The sequence below is a fragment of the Pseudomonas cremoris genome (assembly GCF_014230465.1).
The window spans coordinates 1-2801 of the sequence record NZ_JAAXCY010000030.1 but is presented as its reverse complement, the minus strand read 5'-3'; the positions used below and the strand labels follow the sequence as shown (position 1 = coordinate 2801).

Annotated in this window: 3 protein-coding genes; all 3 read left to right on the top strand. The window is 59.1% G+C overall.

Annotated features, from left to right (window positions below):
• Nucleotides 1–794 precede the first annotated feature (794 nt).
• On the top strand, nucleotides 795–1220 hold the full coding sequence (locus HF257_RS33175) for a hypothetical protein (protein WP_073454712.1): 426 nt from the start codon (nucleotides 795–797) through the stop codon (nucleotides 1218–1220).
• A gap of 285 nt (nucleotides 1221–1505) precedes the next feature.
• The gene (locus tag HF257_RS33170; RefSeq protein ID WP_127652685.1) at nucleotides 1506–1859 is read left to right on the top strand and encodes a hypothetical protein; all 354 of its coding nucleotides are present in this window, start codon (nucleotides 1506–1508) and stop codon (nucleotides 1857–1859) included.
• A gap of 118 nt (nucleotides 1860–1977) precedes the next feature.
• Nucleotides 1978–2787 (top strand): protein rep, encoded by an 810-nt coding sequence (locus HF257_RS33165; protein ID WP_196492187.1) that lies wholly within the window; start codon nucleotides 1978–1980, stop codon nucleotides 2785–2787.
• Nucleotides 2788–2801: the final 14 nt, after the last annotated feature.

The following is a 2801-nucleotide window of genomic DNA, read 5'->3' as shown; positions in this document are numbered from 1 at the left end:
GCGTTGAGATTCCCGACTCGCTGCTCGATGAGCCGCTCGACGGGCTTCCGTACCTGGATAGGTTCTATCGCTACCTGGGCGATTCATACCAGCCGGCGAGCATCAGGGAGTGAGGGCAGGCGACAGCGTAGCGCCTGCCTGCCTCACTCCCTGAAATTGCCGCTCCTATGGCTCACCTATTGCTGCGGCAATAGGCCCAACAATAGGACCTGCAATACAACCGCCAAGAGCCAAAAACATAGAACCCAACAGCAAAATGCCGTCACCCCTGCGGGGCTCCGTGGCCGCCCCTCCGGGCCGCCCAAACCTCCCGGGGGAGCGCCCCGGAAGGCCTTCAGGGTTCTGAATCGCTGCGCGATCCGCCACCCTCTTTCCTCCCCTGCGCCCTGGACGGGCTTGTCTCGAAAATTCACCCGCGTGCGCGCCCGGCAAAGCCGGACCAACCCGCTTTCTGAGACTGCGCGACGCATCGGCGCGGGACTCCGTCCCTCCCTCTGCTGCTTCGGCTCGAAACCAGGTTGGTCCGGTTTCACCTGACGCGCACGCAAGCGGTGCGGCCGGATGCTTCGCACCCTGGTTTCGCCCTGGACGGGCTGCACCAGGGCAGAACGGAAAAATTCGGCCTGGGGGCCATTTTTCCTCACCCCCCTCGTGGGCTCGGGTGGCGTCTGTCAGGCTGTTTCCGTCGTCTTCGACGCCGGTTTATCAGAGCGGCTTTTGGCCGCTCTGGAAGCAGCTTTCGCTGCCCAAAGCCCTCTGCGCTATCATTCGATTTTCGTCTAGGAAAATTCCTCATGCAGCGTCTCGCCATACCTTCGGATTACGTCCTGCAGTTCATCCTGGGCCGCGCCTCCTATGTCCTCCCATGGGAGGACAAACTTTGCCCAGGTAATCCAGCAGATGATCCCGAAACTGGCGCAGAGGAATACAACGCATATGCCATCAAAAAGGCGCAGGAAGTCGGCAGAGCAACGAAACCAGACCCCGTGCTAGATGCAGTGTATTTGGCGTTAAAAACGCCTGGAGAGGCTTACAGGGCCCTTGCTGAGGATCTTGCGGAGGCTTATCAAGGTCGTTATAGGTTTCTCATAGACAATTTGGCCCAGTGGGACGAAGAAACCAGGTGGTTGAGGGCTGACCTGGTTTTTTCCAATTCTGAGCTTCGCCATTTGTCAGCCACGCAAGTGATGGCTTTACGAACAAGGGCCGCCGAGGCCTGACGCGCTGCGCTTGTCCCCTCGACCTCCATACGGGAACAGGTTCCCGTACTCCGATCGAGGCCAGTCCATCCACCGTTGAAATTCCTCAGGTCAGGGGCCGCGACCCCGGCTCGTCGTGACTCGCTTCACCGTCGCGGCGAACGGAGTCCCGGGCGGAGCGAACCCTTGACCCTTCGCTGATCAAATCACCCTCTGGCGCTCTGTTCCTGGCCACCGGCCGGGAGCGGAGGCCCCCAGCATGGGTGCTGTTGATTTTGCTTTTGGCGCTCTGGGTAGTATTGCGAAATGTTCTTCACCCCCCTCCCGGATCCTGTGGGGTGCTGTTACACCCCCACTTTACCGAAGACTCCTTCGTTTTTTGGCTCTGGAGTGGAGGCGCAAACCTCGCCCGTTATGTTCCTGGTCGTGATGAGAAAATTTGCCATCACCACTGAGGAGCTGGGCATGAGGGTTTCAATCGAGCTGGATCGTAAGGATGTTTTGTCCCTGATCGCTGTTTTTCTGCTGATGCTCCCGGATTCCGGGGCTTTGCGCGGTTCTGAGGCTGGCGAGTCCCTGCTTTACTTGATACATAGAAACAATGTGTTAGCAGGTGCTATGCTCGGCCCCACGAATAAGGGGGCCATGAATGGCGCATAAAAAAACCCCTGAGAACTCTTCCAACTTGGCAGGCGGGGAGTTCACAGGGGCTGACGAAGCTAGGCTTCTGGACGAGAGAATAACACGCTACGGCGTGGCTCACACAAGGTCTCAGGCGATGCTAGAACATCTCCGAAAGACCCCGTCCGAAGCGACCATCAAGACTGCCGCTAGCCTTGCCAGCTGTGGTAATTACCTGCATTTCCGGGAGTACTTCACCGTGGGCAAGGTACGGCTGCATAGCGCGACGTTCTGCAAGCAGCACCTGGTCTGTCCGTTGTGCGGCATTCGCCGCGGTGCCAAGGCTCTTGGGGCTTACTTGACCCGCTGGCAGGTGATCCAGGAGGAACGCCCGGATCTGCGGCCCTATCTCCTGACCCTAACAGTCAAAAACGGGCCGGATCTTGAAGAGCGTCAATCGCACCTCGCGAAGTCGCTACGTCGCTTGATGGATCGTCGTCGCTACTTCAATGCCGGTACTCGTGGCGCTCCCTGGACAGAGCTTTGCAAAGCCGAGGGGGCCGTCTACACCCTCGAGCTGACCAACAAGGGCAATGGCTGGCACCCGCATTGTCACATGATCATTCTGGCCACATCACAGCCCTCCCAAACCGACCTCAGCACCGAGTGGCACAAGATCACCGGTGACAGCATGGTCGTGGATTGCAGGCCCATCCTGGGCGATCCCGTTGAGGGTTTCATGGAGGTGTTCAAGTACGCCGTGAAATTCTCCGATCTGACCTTGGCTGACAACTGGCACGCGGCGCAGATCCTCAAGGGCAAGCGCCTGCTGAACAGCTTCGGCTTGTTCCGTGGCGTTGAGATTCCCGACTCGCTGCTCGATGAGCCGCTCGACGGGCTTCCGTACCTGGATAGGTTCTATCGCTACCTGGGCGATTCATACCAGCCGGCGAGCATCAGGGAGTGAGGGCAGGCGACAGC

Bases quoted from the DNA above. Each gene is read 5' to 3' on its own strand.
- HF257_RS33175 (WP_073454712.1), top strand. From the start codon at position 795: ATGCAGCGTCTCGCCATACCTTCGGATTACGTCCTGCAGTTCATCCTG.
- HF257_RS33170 (WP_127652685.1), top strand. From the start codon at position 1,506: ATGTTCTTCACCCCCCTCCCGGATCCTGTGGGGTGCTGTTACACCCCC.
- HF257_RS33165 (WP_196492187.1), top strand. From the start codon at position 1,978: ATGCTAGAACATCTCCGAAAGACCCCGTCCGAAGCGACCATCAAGACT.